Annotated in this window: 22 protein-coding genes; 12 read left to right on the forward strand and 10 right to left on the reverse strand. The window is 40.3% G+C overall.

Annotated features, from left to right (window positions below; translation table 11 throughout):
- The first annotated feature begins 246 nt into the window (after positions 1-246).
- Positions 247-1,410 carry an acyl-CoA dehydrogenase family protein gene (locus tag AC1M9L_RS12510; RefSeq protein ID WP_481592314.1) on the forward strand — a complete coding sequence of 388 codons (1,164 nt, stop codon included), beginning with the start codon at positions 247-249 and terminating at the stop codon, positions 1,408-1,410.
- 51 nt (positions 1,411-1,461) lie between these two features.
- On the opposite strand, the gene AC1M9L_RS12515 is transcribed toward AC1M9L_RS12510, so the two are convergent.
- Positions 1,462-2,064, reverse strand: a complete 603-nt coding sequence (locus AC1M9L_RS12515; protein WP_035269534.1) for a TetR/AcrR family transcriptional regulator — start codon at positions 2,062-2,064, stop codon at positions 1,462-1,464.
- A 154-nt stretch (positions 2,065-2,218) separates the two neighbouring features.
- Between AC1M9L_RS12515 and AC1M9L_RS12520 the strand changes: the two genes are divergently transcribed.
- From AC1M9L_RS12520 to AC1M9L_RS12545, 6 genes are all read left to right on the forward strand, one after another.
- The gene (locus tag AC1M9L_RS12520; protein WP_481592315.1) at positions 2,219-4,024 is read left to right on the forward strand and encodes an acyclic terpene utilization AtuA family protein; all 1,806 of its coding nucleotides are present in this window, start codon (positions 2,219-2,221) and stop codon (positions 4,022-4,024) included.
- 72 nt (positions 4,025-4,096) lie between these two features.
- Positions 4,097-4,978 carry an SDR family oxidoreductase gene (locus tag AC1M9L_RS12525; protein ID WP_481592316.1) on the forward strand — a complete coding sequence of 294 codons (882 nt, stop codon included), beginning with the start codon at positions 4,097-4,099 and terminating at the stop codon, positions 4,976-4,978.
- Between the two features lie 31 nt (positions 4,979-5,009).
- Complete coding sequence (locus tag AC1M9L_RS12530) at positions 5,010-6,623, forward strand: acyl-CoA carboxylase subunit beta (protein ID WP_481592317.1); 1,614 nt, start codon at positions 5,010-5,012, stop codon at positions 6,621-6,623.
- Between the two features lie 138 nt (positions 6,624-6,761).
- Positions 6,762-7,919 carry an acyl-CoA dehydrogenase family protein gene (locus AC1M9L_RS12535; RefSeq protein ID WP_481592318.1) on the forward strand — a complete coding sequence of 386 codons (1,158 nt, stop codon included), beginning with the start codon at positions 6,762-6,764 and terminating at the stop codon, positions 7,917-7,919.
- 14 nt (positions 7,920-7,933) lie between these two features.
- On the forward strand, positions 7,934-8,764 hold the full coding sequence (locus tag AC1M9L_RS12540) for an enoyl-CoA hydratase/isomerase family protein (protein WP_481592319.1): 831 nt from the start codon (positions 7,934-7,936) through the stop codon (positions 8,762-8,764).
- Positions 8,765-8,849: 85 nt separating this feature from the next.
- Positions 8,850-10,799, forward strand: a complete 1,950-nt coding sequence (locus AC1M9L_RS12545) for an acetyl/propionyl/methylcrotonyl-CoA carboxylase subunit alpha (RefSeq protein WP_481592320.1) — start codon at positions 8,850-8,852, stop codon at positions 10,797-10,799.
- Positions 10,800-10,844: 45 nt separating this feature from the next.
- Here the strand turns inward: AC1M9L_RS12545 and AC1M9L_RS12550 are convergent, their stop codons facing one another.
- The 6 genes from AC1M9L_RS12550 to rplM all read right to left on the reverse strand — a co-directional run bounded on the left by AC1M9L_RS12550 (position 10,845) and on the right by rplM (position 14,326).
- Positions 10,845-11,495: a hypothetical protein gene (locus AC1M9L_RS12550; RefSeq protein WP_035269490.1), complete on the reverse strand. Its 651-nt coding sequence runs from the start codon at positions 11,493-11,495 to the stop codon at positions 10,845-10,847.
- A gap of 21 nt (positions 11,496-11,516) precedes the next feature.
- On the reverse strand, positions 11,517-11,951 hold the full coding sequence (locus tag AC1M9L_RS12555) for a ClpXP protease specificity-enhancing factor (RefSeq protein WP_035269488.1): 435 nt from the start codon (positions 11,949-11,951) through the stop codon (positions 11,517-11,519).
- Between the two features lie 21 nt (positions 11,952-11,972).
- The gene (locus tag AC1M9L_RS12560) at positions 11,973-12,626 is read right to left on the reverse strand and encodes a glutathione S-transferase N-terminal domain-containing protein (RefSeq protein ID WP_481592321.1); all 654 of its coding nucleotides are present in this window, start codon (positions 12,624-12,626) and stop codon (positions 11,973-11,975) included.
- Between the two features lie 223 nt (positions 12,627-12,849).
- Entirely contained in the window at positions 12,850-13,221 is a 372-nt protein-coding gene (locus tag AC1M9L_RS12565; protein ID WP_481592322.1) for a hypothetical protein, read from the reverse strand.
- Between the two features lie 277 nt (positions 13,222-13,498).
- The gene (gene rpsI, locus AC1M9L_RS12570; RefSeq protein ID WP_035270019.1) at positions 13,499-13,885 is read right to left on the reverse strand and encodes a 30S ribosomal protein S9; all 387 of its coding nucleotides are present in this window, start codon (positions 13,883-13,885) and stop codon (positions 13,499-13,501) included.
- A 12-nt stretch (positions 13,886-13,897) separates the two neighbouring features.
- Positions 13,898-14,326 (reverse strand): 50S ribosomal protein L13, encoded by a 429-nt coding sequence (gene rplM / locus AC1M9L_RS12575; protein ID WP_035270016.1) that lies wholly within the window; start codon positions 14,324-14,326, stop codon positions 13,898-13,900.
- A gap of 211 nt (positions 14,327-14,537) precedes the next feature.
- Between rplM and AC1M9L_RS12580 the strand changes: the two genes are divergently transcribed.
- From AC1M9L_RS12580 to AC1M9L_RS12595, 4 genes are all read left to right on the forward strand, one after another.
- A complete protein-coding gene (locus AC1M9L_RS12580; protein WP_481592323.1) occupies positions 14,538-14,960 on the forward strand; it encodes a hypothetical protein in 423 nt (140 codons plus the stop codon).
- A gap of 118 nt (positions 14,961-15,078) precedes the next feature.
- Positions 15,079-16,047, forward strand: a complete 969-nt coding sequence (gene pdxA, locus AC1M9L_RS12585; protein ID WP_481592345.1) for a 4-hydroxythreonine-4-phosphate dehydrogenase PdxA — start codon at positions 15,079-15,081, stop codon at positions 16,045-16,047.
- A 30-nt stretch (positions 16,048-16,077) separates the two neighbouring features.
- Positions 16,078-16,890, forward strand: coding sequence for a 16S rRNA (adenine(1518)-N(6)/adenine(1519)-N(6))-dimethyltransferase RsmA (gene rsmA, locus AC1M9L_RS12590; protein ID WP_481592324.1), 813 nt, complete (start codon positions 16,078-16,080; stop codon positions 16,888-16,890).
- Positions 16,891-17,742 (forward strand): symmetrical bis(5'-nucleosyl)-tetraphosphatase, encoded by an 852-nt coding sequence (locus tag AC1M9L_RS12595; protein WP_481592325.1) that lies wholly within the window; start codon positions 16,891-16,893, stop codon positions 17,740-17,742. It begins immediately after the preceding gene.
- A 75-nt stretch (positions 17,743-17,817) separates the two neighbouring features.
- Here AC1M9L_RS12595 and AC1M9L_RS12600 read toward each other — a convergent pair whose 3' ends face one another.
- Genes AC1M9L_RS12600 through hflX form a run of 3 tightly spaced genes read right to left on the reverse strand, consistent with a single transcriptional unit; the run spans position 17,818 to position 20,250 of the window.
- Positions 17,818-18,495 (reverse strand): LrgB family protein, encoded by a 678-nt coding sequence (locus tag AC1M9L_RS12600; protein WP_481592326.1) that lies wholly within the window; start codon positions 18,493-18,495, stop codon positions 17,818-17,820.
- A gap of 9 nt (positions 18,496-18,504) precedes the next feature.
- Positions 18,505-18,876: a hypothetical protein gene (locus AC1M9L_RS12605; RefSeq protein ID WP_092768555.1), complete on the reverse strand. Its 372-nt coding sequence runs from the start codon at positions 18,874-18,876 to the stop codon at positions 18,505-18,507.
- A 42-nt stretch (positions 18,877-18,918) separates the two neighbouring features.
- Entirely contained in the window at positions 18,919-20,250 is a 1,332-nt protein-coding gene (hflX, locus tag AC1M9L_RS12610; RefSeq protein WP_481592327.1) for a ribosome rescue GTPase HflX, read from the reverse strand.
- A gap of 378 nt (positions 20,251-20,628) precedes the next feature.
- On the opposite strand from hflX, the gene AC1M9L_RS12615 reads away from it, so the two are divergent.
- A complete protein-coding gene (locus tag AC1M9L_RS12615) occupies positions 20,629-21,423 on the forward strand; it encodes a lysophospholipid acyltransferase family protein (protein ID WP_481592328.1) in 795 nt (264 codons plus the stop codon).
- Positions 21,424-21,428: the final 5 nt, after the last annotated feature.

Genomic DNA, 21,428 nt, shown 5'->3' on the forward strand with positions numbered 1-21,428 from the left:
TAGTGTGGGGTTACCCATGTGAGAGTAAGTCATCGCCAGCTCATTATTCTAAACACCCCCTTCAATACAAGGGGGTGTTTTTTTATATATAAAAATTGAATTTGAAAATAATTAAACCCTTGTAATTAAATAAGAAGCTCCATTCAGTTAATTTATGCCAAAAGATTGATGATTCTTGCAATTAAAAAAACAACAATAAATGTCAGTATGCCTATGAGGATTTAAATAATTTCAGGGACATAGTTGATGCAATACAATCCGATCTATTACACAGATGAACACTTTGCATTTGCAGATGCAGTAAAAAAATTTGTAGAAAAAGAAATTATTCCCTATGTAAATGAGTGGGATGAAGCCGAATCTTTTCCACGAGAACTCTACAAAAAAGCTGCAGAAGTTGGATTGATGGCATCAGGTTTTGATGAAAAATACGGTGGTATCCCTGATACAGATGCATTCTATACTTTATTGGGGTGTGTGGAGTTGGCAAAGGCTGCATCAGGAGGGTTAATCGCTTCATTACTTTCACATATGATCGGTGCACCGCCAATCAATAGCTTTGCAAGTGAAGAGGTGAAAGCAGAGGTTTTGCCACAAATCTTATCAGGTGAGAAGATTTCGGCATTAGCAATAACAGAACCGGGAGGGGGGTCTGATGTTGCAGCACTTAAAACAAAAGCAGTAAAAGAAGGTAATTACTATGTAGTCAGTGGCGAAAAAACCTTTATTACTTCTGGTATTCGCGCTGATTACTATACCGTTGCCGTTCGAACTGATCCTGAAGGAAAAGGACCCAATGGTATCTCAATGCTACTGATTGATGCCCATACACCAGGTATTACAAAAACGAAGTTAGATAAAATGGGATGGTGGGCTTCTGATACCGCTCATCTACACTTCGATCAAGTTAAAGTGCCTGCAAGAAATTTGATTGGTCCTGAGAATATGGGTTTCTTTGTTATCATGAATAACTTCAATATGGAGCGTTTTTTCTTGGCTGCGAGTAGTTATGGTTATGCAAAAGTTTGTTATGAAGAAGCTCTAGATTGGGCTCAACAGCGACGTACTTTTGGTAAACGCTTGGTAGATCATCAAGTTGTTCGTCATAAATTGGTAGATATGGCAACACGTTTACAAACGACTCGCGCTTTACTTGAAGATACGGCATATAAAATGGGGCGTCCTGAACTTCAAGGGAATGAAATGATTGCACAAATTTGTATGCTCAAAAACGTAGCAACGCAAACTATGCAATTCTGTGCTGATGCAGCCGTTCAAACACTAGGTGGCATGGGCTTTATGCGTGGCATGAAATCTGAACGTATATATCGCGAAGTTAAAGTGAATATGATAGGCGGTGGAGCTGAGGAAATTATGAAAGATTTGGCAAGCCGACAGCTGGGCTTCTAAAAGAAATAAAAAGGTGGATAAGCCACCTTTTTTAATTGATCAGATATAAAGTTAAGCATTCATTGCCATATCCCAGACGATATTGGTTAACTCATCAAGTGACATTTTCCCTTCTGGATTGTACCAAGTTACGGTCCAAGCGATTGAACCACCAATCAGTCTTCGCCAGATAAAAGGATCGTGCTTAATTTTGCCTTTGTCATGTAATACCTTGATGACACTCAGCCATATCCCTTCATAATCATTTCTTAATTTTAATAGTTTCTTCTGATTTTCCTCAGAAAGTGAAAACCATTCATAGACCAATACAGCCATAGCGGAACCTGTATCCCCAGAGATCGCATCGAGTTCAGCTTTAATCAGAGCCTTGAGTTGTTGCTCTGGATGGTCTGAAGTGGATATGGCACTTTCAAGGCAAGCGTGATTGTAAATGATGGTTTGTTCCATCACATGCGCCAAAATATCGTCTTTGGTTTTGAAATGATGAAATAAACTTCCAGATTGGATGCCAATAAACTGTGCGAGTTCACGAACAGTGGTTTTGGCATAACCTTGTTTATGGAATAAATAAGCTGCCCCCAAAAGTAAACGACCACGTGGTGTATCGTCAAAGCAGGCTATTGGTTGAATTTGGTCAATAGAGGTCGCGATCATCTTGTTATTTTATCCTATTTTGTTTTCTAAACGCGTTGCTTCCATGCAAATTTTAGCGCAATAAGCAGATTTGCAAATAATAATAACATTTTGCACTTTACAAACCAAGCGCTTGCTTGGTAGATTAAGCTCAAATTCTAAACAGAATAATGAGATGGTTATGACAAATATTCAGGACGAACAAAAAATTGTAAAAATTGGCTGTGCTTCAGGTTTCTGGGGAGATACCAACACAGCTGCATTTCAATTGGTACACATGTCGGATATTAACTATTTAGTATTTGATTATCTTTCAGAAATCACCATGTCTATCATGGCAAAAGCCAAAATGAAAGATCCTTCTCATGGATATGCATTGGACTTTGTTAGTCGTGTTATGACACCGCTCATCAACAAAATTGCGGACAAGAAAATCAAAGTTGTAAGTAATGCTGGCGGTGTAAATCCATTGGCATGCCGTGATGCACTTCAAGAAGTGATCAAAAATGCTGGTTTAGATTTGAAAGTTGCGGTGGTACTTGGTGATGATTTAATGGATCAGCACGTTGAACTTCAAAAACAAAATATAAAAGAAATGTTTAATGGTGAGGATCTTCCTCCACATGTCGCAAGTAGTAATGCTTATTTGGGTGCTGTAGGGATTCGTGACGCTCTGGATTTAGGTGCAGACATTGTGATCACAGGTCGTGTCGTGGATTCGGCTGTGGTGATTGGGCCTTTATTGCATGAATACAAATGGGATTTAGCGGATTACGATAAATTGGCACAGGCGGCACTTGCAGGTCATGTGATTGAGTGTGGTGCACAATGTACTGGCGGTAACTTCACAGATTGGCGTTTGGTTGAAGGCTTTGACAATATGGGCTTCCCAATTGTTGAAGTGAAAGCAGATTCATCATTTGTGGTGACTAAGCCAAATGGTACAGGTGGTTTAGTATCTCCGGGTACGGTAGGCGAACAAATTGTATATGAGATTGGTCATCCACAAGCTTATCTATTGCCTGATGTAACGGCTGATTTTAGCCAAGTCAAACTTGAGCAAGTGGGTGTGCATCGTGTACTTGTGACAGGTGCAAAAGGTACAGCGCCAACACAACACTACAAAGTAAGCACGACCTATCCTGATGGTAACCGTGTATTAGTCAGCTTCTTACTTGCAGGCCAAGATGCAGAAGAAAAAGCTTATGCCGTTTCTAATGCAATTTTAAATAAAGTTGAGCGTGTAATGGCGCTTCGTTCAATTCCACCATTTACTGAAAAATCTATTGAGATTTTAGGTACGGAAACAACTTATGGTGCAAACCGACGTGTGCAAAATCCACGTGAAGTTGTGGTGAAAATTGCAGTTAAACATATGTTTAAAGAAGCATGTATGTTCTTTGCTTCTGAAATTGCACAAGCTTCTACAGGTATGGCACCTGCATTAACAGGGATTGTGGGGGGGCGTCCAAAACCATCTCCAGTAATTAAATTATTCTCGTTCTTGGTAGAAAAATCGAAATTAAATATCGAGGTGGATATCAATGGCGAGCGTCATAAAGTTGATGTTCCGCATGGTGAAGCACCACAAGAAATCCCAACCATTCCAGCAGGTGAAGTGGCAACTTTAACAGGTAATGAAGTTGAAGTGCCTTTAGTACAAGTTGCACATGCACGTAGTGGTGATAAAGGTAACTACAGCAACATCGGTGTACTTGCACGTAAACCAGAATTTTTACCTTGGATTCGTGCATCTTTAACTGAAGCGAATGTTGCGGAATATATGAAGCATGTGTTTGAAGGTGGTAATGGTGGCGAAGTACGTCGCTATGAATTGCCGGGCTTAAATGCACTTAACTTCTTGTTAATTGATGCGCTTGGTGGTGGTGGTGTTGCAAGTTTACGTATTGACCCACAAGGTAAAGCCTTTGCACAGCAATTATTAGATATGCCAGTGAAAGTGCCTGCAGATTTACTGTAAGCATAAATTTGGGCATCGCCATGGTGCCCAATCTAAAACAATTTACATCAATTAAAAATGGAAATATGCGCAATGGGTTATCAATCAATTTTTAGAAATGATGCATTCGCTGGCAAAGTCGTGATTGTAACAGGTGGTGGCTCGGGCATTGGTCGTTGTACGGCGCATGAGCTTGCATCACTTGGTGCGCAAGTGGTGATTACAGGTCGTAAGATCGAAAAACTTGAAAAAGTGATTGCTGAAATCACTGAAGATGGTGGTCGTGCACATGGCATCGTGTGTGATAACCGCGAAGAAGAACAAGTTAAAAAAATGATTGCGGAAGTGATCGAAAAATTCGGTCGTATTGATGGTTTAGTGAATAACGCAGGTGGTCAGTTCCCATCAACATTAGAAAGTATTTCTGCCAATGGTTTTGATGCGGTCATCCGTAATAACTTACATTCGACCTTCTATCTTATGCGTGAAGCCTATAACCAGTGGATGGCAAAAAATGGCGGTGCCATCGTCAATATGGCAGCAGATATGTGGGGCGGTATGCCGGGTATGGGGCACTCAGGTGCAGCACGTTCAGGTGTTGATAACCTGACCAAAACGGCTGCGGTGGAATGGGGTAAATCAGGTGTGCGGGTAAACTGTGTGGCACCGGGTTGGATTATCTCATCAGGGATGGATACCTATTCAGGCCCTGTCGCAGAATTCATTATCCCAAACCTTTCAGGCAATGTGCCTTTACAACGTATGGGAACAGAATCGGAAGTGTCTTCAGCGATTGTGTATTTACTTTCTGAAGCGGCCAACTTTGTTTCAGGGATGACAGTACGTATCGATGGTGCGGCTTCACAAGGTACACGCGTATTCCCATTATCATCTGCAGAAAATAGTGAGTCTTATAACGGCTTCCACCGTGCATTTATTCCAGATGTACTAAAGAAAAAAGACGAAAAGAATTAATCCAGATTATAAGGAACAAGGAGGAAACGGAATGGCAGTGATTCAGTCCGAAGTTGCAGTAGGAAGCGAAGTATTTGAACAGAATAAAGCGAAATTGCTCGAGCAAATCGAAGAGATTCGAGCGATTCAAAAAAGTGCGCTAGATCGTTCTTATAAAGCTAAGCCTAAGTTTGATAAAAAAGGAAAGATTTTACCGCATGAGCGTGTGCGTATGTTGCTCGATGCAGATTCTCCATTTGTAGAGTTGTGTGGTCTTGTGGGTTACAAGATGCATGATGATAAAGATGGTTCAGAAGCAGGTGGCGGGATCATTGCAGGGATTGGTTTTGTAAACGGTACACGTTGTATGGTGGCTGCCAATAATAGTGCGATCAAAGGTGGTACGATTGCTCCAATGGGTGTACACAAAAGCCTTCGTTTACACCAAATTGCGTTAGAGCAAAAATTACCAATCATTACTTTAGCAGAAAGTGGTGGTGCAAACTTAAACTACGCAGCAGAAGTATTTACTGCTGGTGGTACAACCTTTGCCAACCAAGCACGTTTATCTGCAAAAGGGATTCCACAAGTCTCTGTAGTCCATGGTAATGCCACAGCAGGTGGTGCATACCAACCGGGTCTTTCTGATTATGTGATTACGGTACGTAAGCAAACTGAAATGTTGCTTGCAGGACCGCCATTGTTATTGGCAGCAACAGGGGAAGTGGCAACTGCTGAAGAATTGGGTGGTGCAGAAATGCATGCACAAGTGGCCGGTACAGCAGAATACTTAGCAGAAAATGATGCTGATGGTATCCGTATCGCACGTGAAATCTTTAAGCATTTAAACTGGAAAGAGCAAGTTAAGCTTGAAACACCAGAATATAAAGAGCCACGTTATTCAGCAGAAGAATTACTTGGCATCATTCCATCAGATCCAAAACAACCATTGGATATGAAAGAAATCATTGCACGTATTGTTGATGATTCTGATTTCTTCGAATTTAAAAATGAGTATGATTCACATACGGTATGTGGTTGGTCGCAAATTGGTGGTATGCACTTAGGTATCATTACTAATAATGGCCCGATTACGCCACAAGGTGCAGCAAAAGCAGCACAGTTTATTCAATTATGTGAACAAACCAAACGCCCAATTTTATTCCTGCATAACACCACAGGTTTTATGGTGGGTACAGATGCAGAACAAAACGGCATCATTAAACATGGTTCTAAACTGATCCAAGCTGTTGCGAATTGTACAGTGCCGAAGATTTCGATCATTGCACATGGTTCATACGGTGCTGGTAACTATGCAATGTGTGGTCGTCCACTTGGCCCACAATTTATCTTCTCATGGCCGAACTCTCGTGTTGCGGTAATGGGTGGTGCGCAAGCTGGTAAGGTACTTCGTATTGTTGCAGAGGCGAAACAACGTGAATCTGGCATGGAGCCAAATGAGCAAATGTTGGACTTCTTAGAACAATCAACAGCGATGAAATTAGAGTCACAATCTACAGCGCTATTTAATACTGCAATGTTGCATGATGATGGCATTATCGACCCACGTGATACACGTAAATTGCTGATTTTCTTATTGCAAACGATTAATGAATCACAAGCACGTGAACTAAATCCAACACGTTTTGGTGTACCAAGATTCTAATAAATCCCTCTTGCGGAATATATTCCTCATCCCTGTGAAAAGTGAGGAATTCCCCCTCTTTTTAAAGTGGTGAGAAGCATGGCTTCGCAAGGGAGATTAAAGATTAAAAAAAATATTGAAATTTTAAGGAAGACAAAAATGAAATTTACTGAAGAACATGAAGCGCTACGCCGTACAACACGTCAATTTGTAGAAAACGAAATCAACCCATTTACAGCAGAATGGGAAAAAGCAGGTCGTTTCCCAATCCACGAAGTATTCAAAAAAATGGGTGATTTGGGTTTATTGGGTATCTGTAAACCTGAAGAAAACGGCGGTTTGGCACTCGATTATTCTTATAACTTGGTGGTTGCAGAAGAATTAGGTCGTATCAATGTTGGTGGTGTTGCACTTGCGATGGGTGTACAAACCGATATGGCAACGCCTGCGATTGCACGTTTTGGTTCTAAAGAGTTACGTGATGAGTTTTTAACGCCAGCAGTTGCAGGTGAAAAAGTTGCAGCGATTGCAGTATCTGAGGTTCAAGCAGGTTCTGACGTTGCAGCACTAAAAACCACAGCAACTAAAGATGGTGATGATTACATCATCAATGGTCACAAAATGTGGATTACAAACTCTCTACAAGCAGACTTCTTCTGTTTATTAGCGAATACCTCTGATGGTAAGCCACACTTTAACAAATCAATGATTGTGGTTCCTGCAAATACACCGGGTATTACATTCTCTGAGCCATTAGACAAGTTAGGTATGCGTTCAAGTACCACTGCACAGGTGTTCTTTGACAACGTACGTGTGCCACAGCGTAACTTAGTGGGTCAAGAAGGCATGGGCTTTATGATGCAAATGCTTCAGTTCCAAGAAGAGCGTATGTGGGGTGCTGCTAACGCCATGGGTGGTATGTTGCAATGTATCGAAAAAACAATTCAGTACACTAAAGAGCGTACGACATTTGGTCAGCCATTAATTGATAACCAATATATCCATTTCCGTTTTGCTGAATTAATGACTGAGATCGAAGCGCTGAAAGCATTAACCTATCGTGCTTGCCAATTACATATCGAAGGCGAAAACGTAACGCAAATGGCGTCTATGGCAAAACTGAAAGCAGGTCGTTTAACGCGTGAAGTTGCGGATAGCTGCTTACAGTTCTGGGGTGGTAATGGCTTTATGGCAGATAACCCAGCAGCACAATTCTACCGTGATGGTCGTTTAGTATCGATCGGTGGTGGTGCGGACGAAATCATGCTTGGCATTATCTGTAAGATGATGGACATCCTTCCTGGTAAGAAAAAATAAACAGGAGATCTGATATGACATTATCAAGTTCAATTGCCAATTTAGAGGTTGATGGCAGCATCATCCTAGAGCAAGACGGTGGCATTTTAACGTTATGGTTAAACCATCCTGAAAGCCGTAATGCCATGAGCCTAAAAATGGTGGAATCCATTCAGGCTGTATTTACAGCAATTAAAGATGATGTGTCTGTACGTGCTGTAATTTTACGTGGTAAAGGTGGTCATTTCTGTGCAGGTGGAAACATCAAAGATATGGCGGGTATCCGTGCTAAAGCCATGGAAGTCGGCAATAACACACCTTATACCGATTTTAACCGTACCTTTGGTGCAATGATTGAGCAAGTGGATCAAGCACCGCAAACTGTAGTTGCTGTACTTGAAGGTGCTGTACTTGGTGGTGGTTTTGGTTTGGCATGTGTATCTGATGTAGCCATTGCTCATGCAGAAGCACAATTTGGCTTACCTGAAACTGGCTTAGGGATTTTACCTGCACAAATCGCACCGTTTGTAGTGACACGTGTTGGCTTAACTCAAGCACGTCGCTTAGCACTTTTAGGAATGCGTTTTAAAGGTCAAACTGCTTTAGAGGTGGGGATTGTGCATCAAGTGGTTGCAGATGAAGTTGAACTTGCATCGGCACTTGAAGAAACCATTACCCAAATCAAACGCTGTGCGCCATTGGCATCTCGTGCAACCAAAGCATTATTACATCGTACCACCAAAGAAGAATTGGGGCCGTTATTAGATGATGCAGCACGCCAATTTGCAGAAGCAGTGGCAAGTGCAGAAGGCATGGAAGGTACTATGGCGTTTATCCAAAAACGTCAGCCAAGCTGGGCAGAATAAACCACATTCCAACGCCTGTATGAATGTGAATTAAAAAGGATACGCTCCTCAAAACAAGAGGAGCCTAAAGAATATTGGTGGAACTATGGCGTTTACAAAAGTATTAGTTGCAAACCGTGGTGAAATTGCTGCTCGTGTGATGCGTACAGCAAAAGCCTTAGGTTACGAAACCGTTGCTGTGTATTCTGATGCCGACAAAAATGCGCGTCATGTACAAGTAGCAGATGAAGCTGTTTATATTGGCCCTTCAAAAGTATCAGAATCTTATTTGTCGATTGCAAATATCATCGAAGCGTGTAAGAAAACGGGCGCAGATGCCGTGCATCCGGGTTATGGTTTCTTATCTGAAAATACTGATTTTGCTGCAGCATGTGCAGAAAATGGCATTACCTTTATTGGTCCGCCAGCAGGTGCGATCGAGCTCATGGGTAGCAAGCGTTTGTCTAAAATCGCCATGATTGAAGCAGGTGTACCTTGTGTACCAGGTTATGAGGGCGACCAACAAGACATCGACTTTTTAGCAGATCAAGCGAAAAAAGTAGGTTTTCCATTGATGGTGAAAGCATCAGCAGGTGGTGGTGGACGTGGTATGCGTCTTGTACATCAAGAAGCTGATTTGCTTGAAGCCTTAAAAACTGCACGTTCTGAAGCAGAAAATGCGTTTGGTTCGGGTGAGCTGATTATCGAGAAAGCAGTCATTGCACCTCGCCATGTAGAAATCCAAGTCTTTGGTGATACACATGGTAACTACGTGTATTTATTTGAACGTGATTGCTCGATTCAACGTCGTCACCAAAAAGTAGTTGAAGAAGCACCATGTCCAGTATTGACTGAAGAAACACGTCAAGCAATGGGGAATGCCGCAGTTGCAGCCGCTAAAGCATGTAACTACGTGGGTGCAGGTACAGTTGAATTCTTACTTGACCAATCAGGTGAGTTCTATTTCTTAGAAATGAATACACGTCTACAAGTAGAGCATCCTGTAACAGAAATGATTACTGGTCTTGATCTTGTAGAATGGCAACTTCGTGTGGCAAACGGTGAAACTTTACCGCTTAAGCAAGAACAATTGACTATGAATGGTCATGCCATTGAAGTGCGTTTATATGCAGAAGACCCACGCCAAGACTTCTTACCACAAACAGGTAAAGTATTGCGTTGGCAACCTGCGGATTTAGAAGGCGTACGTATTGACCACGGCATGATGCCAACCGATGAAGTTAGCCCATTCTATGATCCAATGGTCGCAAAAATTATCGTACATGGTAAAACACGTACCGATGCAATCCGTTTACTTGCACGTGCGGTGAATGACTCTGTACTGCTTGGTGTAAACAGTAATAAGGAGTTTTTAGTTAACTTATTACGTCATCCACTTGTGGTGGAGGGTGATGTGAACACTGGTTTTATTCAACAGCATTTCCAAAGTGATGTGAGTTTGAATAAACAGAGTCTAAATTTAGAAAGCTTAGCATTGATTGCAGCGTTGTTGATAAATGCATCTGCGCAAACAGATTGGAACACAGGAGTTTCTTCAGCATTACCACTGAAACTTCGATATGATGATCAAAAGTTAGATCTCATTGTGCATCGTGATGGTCGTTCAGTGAGTGTTGAAACCTGTGGTGAAAGCCAGTCGATTGAGGTTGTAGCGCAAAATACACAGCAATTGATTTATAGCATTAATGGAATTCGACGTCGAATCGACTATGTTCTTGATGGTAATTTTGTTTATTTAGATCGCGCGAATGGCAACGTCATGGTGGAAAATATTACCTATTTACCACCTGAGACTGCCGATGTGGCAGGGGATGGTAAAATTCGTGCCCCAATGGATGGTGCAATTATAAATGTCATTGCTCAACCTGGAGAGCGTGTAACTAAAGGGCAAACATTATTGATTCTTGAAGCGATGAAAATCCAACAGCAAATTAAGTCAGATGTCGACGGTGTTGTGGGTGAAATCGTAGGACAAGTTGGTCAGCAAGTGAAAAAACGTCAAATCTTGATGAATATTGAGGTTGATGCTGAATAAGCAATAAAAAAAGCCATCTAACGATGGCTTTTTTTATGACCGGATTTATGCAAATACTGTTTGTACGGCACAGTAAAGCACCCAAAGAATTGCAATCGCAACTACAGGTTCTAAAACTTTTGCCCAAGTTGGTGTAGCCACTACTTCTGGCTCAGCAACATCGTGGTGATCATGTTGAACTTGATTGACCATGTCATGAAACTCCTTCATCGTTTGGTCTAATGATATCTCTTCTTGAATGACAGGTTGAGAACCAATCAACTCATTTAGGTTATTTGTTAGCCAAACCCAATCTTTTGCTTTACCAGAGAGATGTTCAACTTGACCCTGAAGTAATTCATTCATGCCTTGTAGTTGATAATGACCTGTTACATCAAGTTGTTTAAGTTCATTAAGCTGTAAGGTCAAAATCTCTGATGTCGCAGTTTCAAGTTCTTGATGAGACAGCGTAGACTGATTATGTTGAGATGTCGTCAAATGCCGTGCGACTTCTTGAATATAAAGTTGGTCAGCGGCATGAATTTCTTGGTATATTTTTTTTTCGTCTTTACGCCATAGGCTGATGAGTTTACCTAAAGCTAAGATATTTAATTCATTGAGATATTCATGCCGTTGTTCAGCTGGATACTGTTTCAACAGCTGAGGCTTTTGAATTTTGGTCTGCTCAACAAAATATTGTACTAAATCAAAAGCCATTCAACTCTCCTGTAAGTTTTTTCAATCCAAAATTCTTAAACTCGGTTTTTTCTTTGGTGCTTCATTTTCTTGATTTTGTTGCTGTTTAGATTCTATCGGATTTTCATCCGTTTGTGCATTGGCATATTCATCAGGATCAAAGAATAATCCTTGACCATTTTCTTTTGCATATAACCCGAGTACAGCATTGATTGGCACATAAATATCTTTGGAAACACCACCAAAACGTGCAGAAAAGGTAATCGCTTCATTGCTCATGTGTAGTTGATGCACAGCATGTGGCACGATATTTAAAACAATCTGACCGTCTTGAACGAACTGTGTAGGTACATCGGTATAAGGCTGTGTGGCATCTACCAGTAGATATGGGGTGAGATTGTTATCGCAAATCCATTCATAAATCGCACGTGCTAAATACGGGCGAGTTGGACTTAATTTGATTTCTTGATCAGACATGTGACTCACTCTTTTGCTTTTTTAAGCGGATTTTAATTCAGGACTATAACGTTTTTTTTCCTGAACCGTCATGGACTTAATGAAGGCTGGACGACTGAAAACACGCTGGCAATATAAATAAAACGGGCGGCATTGTTGCTTTGGAAGCTCAATACCCATCGTTCTTAACCGTATAAAAATCGGTGCCAACATGCAATCTAAAATTGTAAATTGTTCAGACATGAAATAAGGATAGTGCTGAAACAAAGGTGTCAGCGAGATAAGCGTATCTTTTAACTTTTTTTGGGCTGCCTTTTGTGCGTCAACATCAAGTGTGTCTGGGTGGCGCAACATATCATCTGCAAGTTTTAACCAGTCATTTTCAAAACGCCATATATATTGGCGTTGTTCTGCACGTGGAGCAGGAGCATCTGCATATAACTTATTCTGACGATAGCGATCATCTAAATATTCAGAAATGATGGATGTATTGAAAAGTTTTAACTCATTTTCAATCATCATCGGGAGTCGATTGTATGGATTTAAACTCGCAAGATCCTCGTTGTCTTCGTCGACAATAAATAAATTATGTTTAATTTGTTTTTCTGCCAGTAAGAAGCGAATCCAATGCGATCGAAAGTCATCTGCATGACTATAAATGGTGATGCCTTGTAATGGGGTGGTTTCGACTGACATATTCCAATCAAAGTATTAATGAATAGATAAGGATACTAAAAATGCACGCTAAAATCATCGTTTAATGAGCGATGCATATTAAAACACTTGAATTTTATATTGAGTCGTATTTATGTCTGGAACGTTTTTTTTTTAATTTTTATCCTTGCATTGTTGAAATTCAATCTTAAACTTTTTTATCCAAAGCGATGTAAAAAGCCGATCTTTAAATCGGCCTTGTGCACTAATGTATGATTCCACTCCACCATTGACGGACGTCGCGATTGTTAGTTAATGCACTTGTGTCGCCTGGTCTAAGTTTATAGCCACACTTGTAAACCACTGAGAATTTTTGACCTAAAGATCGATGTACCAGACTGTTATTTTGTACAGGATATCCATCTGAGCATCCAACTAACTCTAATGCTTTATTTATGTTTTCATATGAAGACATTAATCTTTGTATGGGTCCATCACAAACATGCTTACCCGTATTGGATTGCCAGCACACGGCTAAAGCATCTATTGATTGTGAGTTATTTGCTTGTGCAATATTGGATGTACCTAATATTGTAGCGGCTACGGCGAATGATAAACATATTTCCCTATTTAACATTTTTATCCTCTTAATTTAAAAAACTGCATGAAAGTATTTTTAATGAAGTTATAAAAAGTTAACAATCCTCAAATTGGGATAGATGATTAAGCATATGTTTGTTTAAGTCAGTCAAAATAGAGCAATAAAAACTAGCGTCTTTTTATTGATATCAGAGTTTAATATTCATTTTAAAGTATCGTGTACGACTGATTTTCATGAGTAAGGGAAAATATAAAGATGAAAAAAAAACCTTGGCATAAGCCAAGGTTTTTTTTGTCCGAATTCGGAAAACGAATTAACGTTTAGAGAATTGTGGACGTTTACGAGCTTTACGTAAACCAAGTTTCTTACGTTCAACTTCACGAGCATCACGAGTAACGAAACCAGCTTGACGAAGAGCAGGTTTTAAAGTTTCGTCAGCAGCGATCAATGCACGAGTAATACCGTGACGGATTGCGCCAGCTTGACCACCGATACCACCACCAGCAACAGTGATGTAAAGGTCATATTTCTCAGTAGCATCTAAAAGCTCAAGTGGTTGACGTACAACCATACGAGCAGTTTCACGACCGAAGTATTGTTCTAAAGAACGGTTGTTAATAACGAGTTTACCAGTACCAGCAGATAGGAAAACACGTGCAGTTGCGGTCTTACGGCGACCTGTACCATAGTTAGTAGCCATGTGCTGTATCCCTTAGATGTCCAAAACTTGTGGCTGTTGAGCTGTGTGAGGATGCTCAGCACCAGCATACACTTTCATTTTCTTGATCATAGCATAACCAAGAGGACCTTTTGGCAACATGCCTTTTACAGCGCGTTGGAAGATTTCTTCTGGCTTGTGAGCAACTAATTTTTCAAAGTTAGTTTCACGGATACCACCAGGGAAACCAGTGTGGCGATAGTATTTCTTATCAAGTGACTTATTACCAGTTACTTGAACTTGCTCAGCATTGATAATTACGATGTAATCACCAGTGTCAACGTGAGGAGTATAAGAAGTTTTGTGCTTACCGCGTAAACGACGTGCGATTTCAGTCGCAAGACGACCTAAAGTTTTGCCAGAAGCATCAACAACGTACCAGTCGTGTTGAACTTCAGCTGGCTTAGCGCTGAGAGTTTTCATTAACCACTACCTATTATAGTTGGTTTGGACGGTGGAATCTGTCCAAACAAAAAGGAGAGCGAATTCTAGCGGAAAAACACTAGAACCACAATCAAAATATTAAGATTTCGAGGGGCATATTCTATTTAATTTAGATTGAAAAGTATAGCGGTTTATTTAATCAATTTCTTTTAGAATGAGGAAATAATCATAATAATAGCTTTGAGTTTTGATGAGTTCACAAAATAATAATGATCGTTTCTCTCCTCCTGTTCATCATTCAGATTTATCTTCACGCCATGATCAAATCAAAGTGAGCAAGGTGACGAAATTTTTGACCGGATTTTTATTCATTTTTCTCGGAATATATTTAGCGTTAGGCATGGTGTTTGGCACTATTTATGGAATCGATGTTTTAAGTGTCATTCTTATATATTCAATGTATGCACATTTTATGATTTTCCCTTGGATCATCTATTTAATCGGTGGCTTTGGTTTCTTGTGCATTAAAGATTCAACATTTTATTCAGCGCGTTCAACGATTGGACAGATTCTTTTGTTGGGTTTGTTCTTCATCATCGTGATTGTATGTGTATCCGAAGTCGCTCATGCTTTTGGTCTATTAAATGCAAGATTTCGTATGGATTGGCGCTAAAAGACTCAAAAGAACGATTAAAAAAATCAGAGGGCTAAGATTTTACCATTTTGGTATTGTTGAACATCCTACATTCGATCTGTATTAAAATAATAAAAATCCTTGAATGATGATCGTTATGCTTCCTTTGTATGTCACCAGCGGTGAGCCTGCTGGAATTGGTCCTGATATCTGTTTAAGCCTTGCGCAACGTTTGGATGAGCGTCCACTCGTCGTGCTTGCTGATATACAAATGCTCAAGCAACGTGCAGAAAAACTTCATCTTGAAGTTGAAGTGATTGAGTATCAAGGGCAACAAACATCGTCAAAAGTGGGTCAGCTTTATGTGGAACATATTCCTTTAAATGAAACTGTAGTACTTGGTGAGTTAAATGCTCAAAATGCGAGTTATGTCTTAGAGCAACTCCGCCGTTCTGCAGACTATGCGATGTCAGGTAAAAGCGTTGGCGTGGCGACAGCACCTGTACAAAAGTCAGTGATCAATGAGGCAGGTATTCATTTCAGTGGTCACACTGAGTTTTACCAAGAGTTTGCTGGTGTATTACGCGTGGTCATGATGCTGGCAACCAAAACCTTACGTGTTGCACTTGCAACCACGCACTTACCCCTTCGTGCGGTTGCGGATGCGATTACAGCTGAGCGCTTGCATCAGGTCATCGACATTCTGATTCATGATTTAAAATCAAAATTTAAAATCGAATCTCCCAAAATTTTGGTGTGCGGTTTAAATCCTCATGCAGGTGAAGATGGTTATTTAGGAGTGGAGGAGATCGAAGTGATTAATCCTGTACTTGAACGCTATCGTGCGCAAGGGATAGACATGAGTTTATGTCTGCCTGCAGATACCTTATTTACACCAGAAAATTTAAAAGATGCCGATGCAGTTTTAGCCATGTATCACGATCAGGGATTACCTGTGTTAAAATCGCAAGGATTTGGTGAAGCCATTAATATTACTTTGGGCTTGCCGTTTATTCGCACCTCTGTCGATCATGGCACAGCACTCTCCCTCGCAGGTACTGGACTTGCGAAAAGCTCGAGCTTACATGTGGCTGTGGACTTAGCGCTCGATTTAGCGCGTCAGTGATCTTGTCTTAATTACACGTTGGAAATCTTTATGTATCAGATTAATGCCTTAAACCCGAAAGATGAAGGGCATCACACGCGTAAGCGTTTTGGTCAAAACTTCTTACATGACCAACGTGTCATTGCCAAAATTGTGCGTTCGGTGAACCCGCGTACTGGTGACAATATTGTTGAAATTGGTCCAGGTCTTGCTGCTTTAACATCGCCTTTAATTGGTGAATGTGATGCTTTGACTGTCATTGAATTAGACCGTGATTTAGCAGCTGGATTACCCGGTCGTGTACCGCATCCTGAACGTTTAACTATTGTGGAAACTGATGCTTTACGCTACGACTTCACTGAATTGTTTGATGGTCGTCCGTTGCGTGTTGTCGGTAACTTACCTTATAACATTTCTACGCCTTTGTTATTTCATCTCTTAGAGTTTGGTGACAAGGTCAAAGACATGCACTTCATGTTGCAAAAAGAAGTGGTCGATCGTATTACGGCATCACCAAATACCAAAGAATATGGTCGTTTATCAGTCATGATTCAGTACTACTGTAAACCGACATTCTTGTTTGAAGTGCCACCAGGTTCGTTCAACCCACCACCCAAAGTAACTTCTGCGGTATTTCGCTTAGAGCCGTATGATGTAAAACCAATAGTGGCGAAGAATGAAAAAGCCTTGGCACGTTTAGTCTCCCATGTATTTACACAACGCCGTAAGACACTTCGCAACAGTTTAAAAGGCATGTTGCAAGAGGAAGGATTTGAAAAAGCTGGTGTTGATCCAATGGCGCGTCCAGAAACATTAACACTTACTCAATTTGTTGCACTTGCAGATCAAATGGTAGATGCATAAATGGCTGGTGAAAACATTCGATATAATTACGTGATTGGTGATGTTCAGGGCTGTTTTGAAGCTTTGAAAATGTTACTCAAGGAAATCAAATTTGATCCTGATCAGGATTTTTTATGGTTTGCGGGTGATTTAGTCGCACGTGGTGAAAACTCGATTGGCGCTTTACGTTTCATCAAGAAACTGGTCGATCGAGGCGTTGCTGCGACAGTCTTGGGTAATCATGATTTGACCTTGTTAGCGGGCGCAAGGGGCATTAAAGAGATTAAAGAGAAAGACAATACTCGTGATGTGATTGATGCGATTGACAGTGATGATTTAATCGACTGGTTACGCAAACAACCCTTATGTTTATGTCCAAATGAAAATATTGTCATTACACATGCGGGTATTCCACATATTTGGACAGTAGAGCAAGTGAAACAGTTTGCTCAAGAGGTTGAAGCGGTTATTGCGCATGATGATTTTGATGTTCTGGATGCATTTTTGAAAGAAATGTATGGTAAAGAACCTACATTATGGTCAGATGATTTAACAGGACATGAGCGCTTACGATGTATCGTGAATTATCTAACCCGTATGCGTTTGACTGATCCAGAGGGACGACTCGAATTTAGTTTTAAAGATGCTTTAGATGAGCCGATGCCAGCTGGCTATCAGCCATGGTTTGAATATGAGTCAAAAGCTGCTCAAACTCATCAAGTCATTTTTGGACATTGGGCTGCCTTACAGGGCAGAACAATATCTGCGCATATTCAGAATGTTGACGGTGGTTGTGTCTGGGGCAATCAATTAATGGCGTATCGTCTTGAAGATCAGCAAATGTTTGCTGTAGATAATCCTATGTTTGCATAGAATCTACTTTAGGTCGTTTTCGTCTAATAAAAAAGCCACTCATCAGTGGCTTTTTTATTTTCAATCGTGGGTAAATCAAGAGGTCGCTTTTAAAAAGTGAATAAAAGTAGGGAGCCAAACGGCTGTAAACGTTGCATTTACCGCCATACCAAATGCAGCATAACGACCAGCTACACTGCCTCGTTGCCAAGCTTGAGCTGTCCCAATTGCATGAGCTGCTAAGCCGAGTGCTAAGCCTGAGGCACGCTCATCATTAATATGACGTAGTATGAGTGGTGAAAAAGCTGCGCCGATAACACCAGATAAAATGACGATTAAAATGGCTAAGCTAATTGGTGCATGGAGTAAGGTCGCAATATTAATTGCGATTGGTGTCGTCACTGCACGTGTAGCGAAAGCCATAATGGTCGAATCCGCCATATGCAGTAAATAGGCTAAGCCCATAGGCAATGCGACTGCACTGACACTAGCAAACACTAATATTCCTAAAATGCCTTTTAGTGGTAAATCGTCATAACGCATCGCTGCAAGAGGGATCGCGAGAGCCACTGTGACGTATCCTAATAAATGATCAAAAATCGGATTGACATCTTTCATGTAGTGATCATAAGGAATACCAATAATCAGTAAGATGACGATCACAAAGAACATCCCGAATACAATTACAGGAACCTGTGGTACGACACGGTTACAGGGTTTTGAAATTAAATAGGCGAATAACGTAATAGCAAAGCCGATTAAAATTGCGAGCATATTTCTCTCCTATAACCAGCGTTTTGCCATTTTGGCGTAAACCCAAAGTGGAATAAGTGTACTTAACGTGAGTACGAGTAAAAAAAGAGGAATTTCTTTACCCATATGAACCAACATAACCAATGCCCCAGCACTAATTGGTAAAAATGCGAAAGCACTTTCTTTCATGATTTTATTATTTACATCGACAACTCTGGTTGGAAGAGTGCCAAATCTACGCCAAGCAAACAGTACAAGTAGTAAGGAAAGCAACCCGACAAGATTGCCCAGTTCGGGATGATTCAATTGAGTCATAAGCCAAACTGAACCTTCTCGGAAGCCAATAATAAGCACTATGGTGCCAATCCATGCTGGCCAATCTATCGTTTTCATCCACTGCATCATGATTATACTTTTAACATTATTTATCACGTTTTAACTGATTTATGATTTGATTTCAAACTCTTCTAAAGGTCTTTTAAATTGTTGCGCCTTATCACCAAGAATTTGATCAATTGGTAAATGTGCTTGTTTTATAAGTTGCTCTAATTTATGTGGCGCAATTTGAATATTTAAAATCAAATGACCTAGATCATCATAATGTTCAGACTGAATCACATTTAATTCATACAGTTGATTGCGTAATTTGCCATATTCAGGTCTGAGTGTGAGTTCAAATTGTTGTATTTGCCCCATTAAACACGCTTGAACGGCTTGTCGCAGTAAATCTAAACCTTGACTTGAGTGTGCTGAAACATAGACTCGATCAGGCAAATTGGGAGAAGCATAAATGATTTTAGGTTTTTCACCCGTTTGATCAATTTTGTTGTATACGCGTAGTATTGGCACTTGAGCCCCAATTTCTTTTAGGACTTTTTCAACAGCATCAATTTGCTCAAGCTTTTCTGGACTATTTGAATCGATAACATGTAAAAGCAAAGTCGCCTCAAGTGTTTCTTCAAGGGTTGCTTTGAATGACTCTACTAACGAGTGTGCAAGATTGCGAACGAATCCCACTGTGTCAGCCAAGACCAATGTTCCAATGCCATCCCAATTTAATCTTCTTAAAGTTGGGTCAAGAGTTGCGAACAATTGATCTGCTGCATACACATCACTTTCAGCAAGAATATTAAATAGAGTGGATTTTCCTGCGTTGGTATAACCGACTAGAGACACTGTTGGAATAGACGCTTTTTGACGCGCTGCACGACCTTGAATTCGTGTTTGGCGGACTTTTTCAAGTTTGTCTTTGAGCTGGGTTATGCGGAGACGAAGTAAACGACGATCTGTTTCTAATTGTGTTTCACCTGGACCACGTAAACCAATACCACCTTTTTGGCCATCTAAGCCCATGCGACCACCCACTAAACGTGAAGCGAGATGGTCTAACTGAGCCAATTCAACTTGTAGTTTACCTTCATGTGTGCGTGCGCGTTGTGCAAAAATATCTAAGATAAGGCGAGTACGATCGATGACACGACATTTAATAACACGCTCGAGATTACGTTCTTGAGATGGTGTGAGGGAATGATCGAAAATGACAATATCAGCTTCTACCGCTGCAACAAATTCGGCGATTTCTTCAGCTTTACCCGAACCAATAAAAAATTTAGGGTCAGGTTTAATGCGTTGAGCTTGTATATGTTCAAGAATCTCTGCACCAGCAGATTTGGCCAATAAACGAAATTCTTCTTGATCAAGATCTTCTAATATTTGGACATTAACACTCACCAAGACCGCACGTTCATTTGCTTGATTTTGTCCAGTAACTTCCACTCAGCTAATACTCCACATCAAAACTCTAGTGTAGAGGAAATTGAACAATTGAGGGAAATAGATTTAAATTAACCTAAAGCAGTTTTGAACATAAGTATAAACGCCAGCATAAATAAAAAGACGCCACCGACAATTGATGCCAATGAGAAGAGTGCCGACCAGATGGGAATGACTTGATTTGATGGTGATTGAGTTGTAGTTTGCATAATTTTTAAATCTATAAATTCGATTTAAAAATTATATTTTATTGGGTATTTGAATTGAAATTGAATTTTCAAATCTATGTATACGGTTTTTATAATCAATGCATCTCTGGTGAGCTCAGTATAGAATGGAGCTATAGTGGATAACGCCTGTTATTATTTAGTGAAATAATTTATGACAACATTAAAGCCTAAAAAACTCAATTTATTTTCAAAAACAGCGCTATATAGCCAAAAAATCATCTCAGGTACTGCTGCTGTCACTGAAGGGTTTTATTTAATTTTTAGGCATCAAATGTATAAAAATCCGAATAATCCAAACAATACTCGCTATGTACAACATTTTTGCCGTCGCTTATGCAAAGTTTTTAATATCGATTTACAAGTACATGGCAACATTCCTCGTGAACCCGCATTATGGGTGAGCAATCATATCTCTTGGTTAGATATTCCTGTATTAGGTTCGAGTGCGCGTGTATTTTTCTTAGCAAAAGCAGAAATTGAAAATTGGCCGATTTTTGGGAAACTTGCCAAGGGTGGTGGAACACTGTTCATTAACCGAGGTTCAGGAGATTCGGTCCGTATTAAAGAGCAAATCACAGAATTTTTGAAGCAAAATATTCCTGTCTTATTTTTTCCAGAAGCAACCACGACTGATGGAACTAAAGTCAAAAAAGTGCATGGAAGACTTTTAGCTGCAGCTATCGAGGCTCAAAAACCAGTGCAAGTTTGTTTAATCTGTTATGTCAATCAAGAGGGGGAGTTAGATCAGGTTGCTCCCTTTATCGGAAATATTGGATTTACAGCGCATCTCAAAGCAGTATTGGAAATGCCTCAAGTCGTTGCACATTTAACAGCTTTGCCCACGATTGATGTTACTGGACATACAGTTGAAAGCTTAACGAGAGAAGTGCAAATCAGAATGCAGGAAGGATTGGAAGTATTACATCAAAAAGTACTCAAAGCTTAATCAGT

The sequence above is a fragment of the Acinetobacter sp. ANC_7511 genome (assembly GCF_056779975.1).

What these genes read in the sequence shown, in the direction of transcription:
- AC1M9L_RS12530 (WP_481592317.1), top strand. Translation starts at nt 5,010, where the DNA reads ATGGCAGTGATTCAGTCCGAAGTTGCAGTAGGAAGCGAAGTATTTGAA.
- AC1M9L_RS12540 (WP_481592319.1), top strand. Translation starts at nt 7,934, where the DNA reads ATGACATTATCAAGTTCAATTGCCAATTTAGAGGTTGATGGCAGCATC.
- AC1M9L_RS12600 (WP_481592326.1), bottom strand. Translation starts at nt 18,495, where the DNA reads ATGCTCGCAATTTTAATCGGCTTTGCTATTACGTTATTCGCCTATTTA.
- AC1M9L_RS12565 (WP_481592322.1), bottom strand. Translation starts at nt 13,221, where the DNA reads ATGTTAAATAGGGAAATATGTTTATCATTCGCCGTAGCCGCTACAATA.
- AC1M9L_RS12605 (WP_092768555.1), bottom strand. Translation starts at nt 18,876, where the DNA reads ATGCAGTGGATGAAAACGATAGATTGGCCAGCATGGATTGGCACCATA.
- AC1M9L_RS12515 (WP_035269534.1), bottom strand. Translation starts at nt 2,064, where the DNA reads ATGATCGCGACCTCTATTGACCAAATTCAACCAATAGCCTGCTTTGAC.
- rplM (WP_035270016.1), bottom strand. Translation starts at nt 14,326, where the DNA reads ATGAAAACTCTCAGCGCTAAGCCAGCTGAAGTTCAACACGACTGGTAC.
- rsmA (WP_481592324.1), top strand. Translation starts at nt 16,078, where the DNA reads ATGTATCAGATTAATGCCTTAAACCCGAAAGATGAAGGGCATCACACG.
- rpsI (WP_035270019.1), bottom strand. Translation starts at nt 13,885, where the DNA reads ATGGCTACTAACTATGGTACAGGTCGCCGTAAGACCGCAACTGCACGT.
- AC1M9L_RS12560 (WP_481592321.1), bottom strand. Translation starts at nt 12,626, where the DNA reads ATGTCAGTCGAAACCACCCCATTACAAGGCATCACCATTTATAGTCAT.
- AC1M9L_RS12615 (WP_481592328.1), top strand. Translation starts at nt 20,629, where the DNA reads ATGACAACATTAAAGCCTAAAAAACTCAATTTATTTTCAAAAACAGCG.
- AC1M9L_RS12520 (WP_481592315.1), top strand. Translation starts at nt 2,219, where the DNA reads ATGGTTATGACAAATATTCAGGACGAACAAAAAATTGTAAAAATTGGC.
- AC1M9L_RS12550 (WP_035269490.1), bottom strand. Translation starts at nt 11,495, where the DNA reads ATGGCTTTTGATTTAGTACAATATTTTGTTGAGCAGACCAAAATTCAA.
- AC1M9L_RS12555 (WP_035269488.1), bottom strand. Translation starts at nt 11,951, where the DNA reads ATGTCTGATCAAGAAATCAAATTAAGTCCAACTCGCCCGTATTTAGCA.
- AC1M9L_RS12510 (WP_481592314.1), top strand. Translation starts at nt 247, where the DNA reads ATGCAATACAATCCGATCTATTACACAGATGAACACTTTGCATTTGCA.
- AC1M9L_RS12535 (WP_481592318.1), top strand. Translation starts at nt 6,762, where the DNA reads ATGAAATTTACTGAAGAACATGAAGCGCTACGCCGTACAACACGTCAA.
- pdxA (WP_481592345.1), top strand. Translation starts at nt 15,079, where the DNA reads ATGCTTCCTTTGTATGTCACCAGCGGTGAGCCTGCTGGAATTGGTCCT.
- AC1M9L_RS12525 (WP_481592316.1), top strand. Translation starts at nt 4,097, where the DNA reads ATGGGTTATCAATCAATTTTTAGAAATGATGCATTCGCTGGCAAAGTC.
- AC1M9L_RS12545 (WP_481592320.1), top strand. Translation starts at nt 8,850, where the DNA reads ATGGCGTTTACAAAAGTATTAGTTGCAAACCGTGGTGAAATTGCTGCT.
- AC1M9L_RS12595 (WP_481592325.1), top strand. Translation starts at nt 16,891, where the DNA reads ATGGCTGGTGAAAACATTCGATATAATTACGTGATTGGTGATGTTCAG.
- AC1M9L_RS12580 (WP_481592323.1), top strand. Translation starts at nt 14,538, where the DNA reads ATGAGTTCACAAAATAATAATGATCGTTTCTCTCCTCCTGTTCATCAT.